The 1,586-nt window shown below is 40.8% G+C and carries 2 protein-coding genes; both read right to left on the bottom strand.

Annotation, left to right across the window (positions count from 1 at the left end):
- Window positions 1–763, bottom strand: a 763-nt coding sequence (locus F6K38_RS41475; protein ID WP_287360664.1) for a glycosyltransferase family 2 protein, incomplete at its 3' end; no start/stop codon positions are given.
- Window positions 764–881: 118 nt separating this feature from the next.
- Window positions 882–1,205, bottom strand: coding sequence for a hypothetical protein (locus F6K38_RS41480; RefSeq protein WP_287360665.1), 324 nt, complete (start codon window positions 1,203–1,205; stop codon window positions 882–884).
- Window positions 1,206–1,586: the final 381 nt, after the last annotated feature.

The following is a 1,586-nucleotide window of genomic DNA, read 5'->3' on the forward strand; positions in this document are numbered from 1 at the left end:
GATTACTCACCATTAGTTTACTGTTTTCATCGTTGATAAATCGTTGGATAAATTCGGGTATTTTTTTATTGTGATTAGGATAGACAGTGGATTGCCAACAATAGGATAATTGACCAATTTGGAATAATCTAAATGCTAAATCTAGATCGGCTCCTTCGGGAATTCTAATGGTTTCTTTAAATCCACCAATTTGTTGAAGTGCTTTTTTCCAAATCAGGGCATTGGCTGTAATTAATGATTCTGGTCTACTGATCTGGCACTCTTCAACCATGGTTAAGGGAATGAATCTTTCTTGACCGTCATAAAAGTTTGATAATAAATCCTTGCCCCATGCTTTAACATTACCTGCATAGCCTATTGAGCCATTTTTAGTATTAAGATAGCCTTCGATAAATGATTCAGATGGAAGACAGTGGCTATCGGTAAATAATATCCAATCTCCTTTGGCATAGTTGATGCCTACATTTCTGGCAGAGGCCACATCATTTTTTGAGCATTTCAGTAATTTGATCGAAAGATTATTACCTTGGAAGTGTTGAGCGATAGTAATTGGTCGCCTGGAGTTATTATCAACTATAATAATTTCTTTTGGATAGATGTGGGGATTCTGGGTGTTCAAAAATTCAGTTAAAAATAAATCCAGTCCTTCTTGATTATTCCTAACGGGAATAACGATTGATATATCAGATGCTTGAATGTTTAAGGGTACAGTAAAATCGGAGTAATTCTGTGGCGTTGAATGAAGTTTGTTGATGAAAGTCATAGGATTACCTCAATTGTCTGGATTAGAGTTCTGCCAACTGACTAGTGCATGCAGGGGGGCAGAAATAACAAACCCGCGTCCTAGAGTCGAAATCCTTGATATTAAAGAATTTCAGACTTCAGACTTCAGACTTCAGACTTCCCGGTAGCTGCACTATAACTCCTATACACCATGTTGGGTATCCCAGCAGGAAATTTTTGGCTCGGGTGGGGAGATAGGGAGATAGGGAACAGGGAACAGGGAACAGGGAATAGGCAAGAGGCAAGAGGCAAGAGGCAAGAGGCAAGAGGCAAGAGGCAAGAGGCAAGAGGCAAGAGCGATGCAGCGCGGTCTTGGGGAGGCAGCGCGGTCTTGGGGGTTCCCCCCATGAGCGACTGCCGTGGTTTCCCCCATGAGCGACTGCATCAAGACGGCAAGAGAGAAAAAATCTTGTGTACCTCATTACTATGAGAACTGTTATAGATAGAATCAAGTAATCTTTTAACGTAAGCATTCAGCAGTCAGCGGTCAGCTGTCAGCTTAAAATAAACCTCTTTTGGCAGAATTTAAAGGTGCGCTTGACCCATTAAGAATTAAATTCGCCACGGGTCGCACCTAATAGTTCGAGATTTTATCGAATTCAAAGTCTAGGGAAAAGCCCATCTAAGCATAGGCTGATGGCTGATGGCTGTTCGCGTAGCGTGCGCGTAGCGCATTAGCTGATAGCTTACCTTTTAACTAATTCTATATCCTACTATAAGACACACATATTGTAAAGTTGACAATAGTTGATTTATAAAACCCGGTTTATTGGGAATAAACGGTTTAGGAGTTAAGTCAATGG

The sequence above is a fragment of the Moorena sp. SIO3B2 genome, assembly GCF_010692525.1.
Lineage (GTDB): Bacteria > Cyanobacteriota > Cyanobacteriia > Cyanobacteriales > Coleofasciculaceae > Moorena > Moorena producens.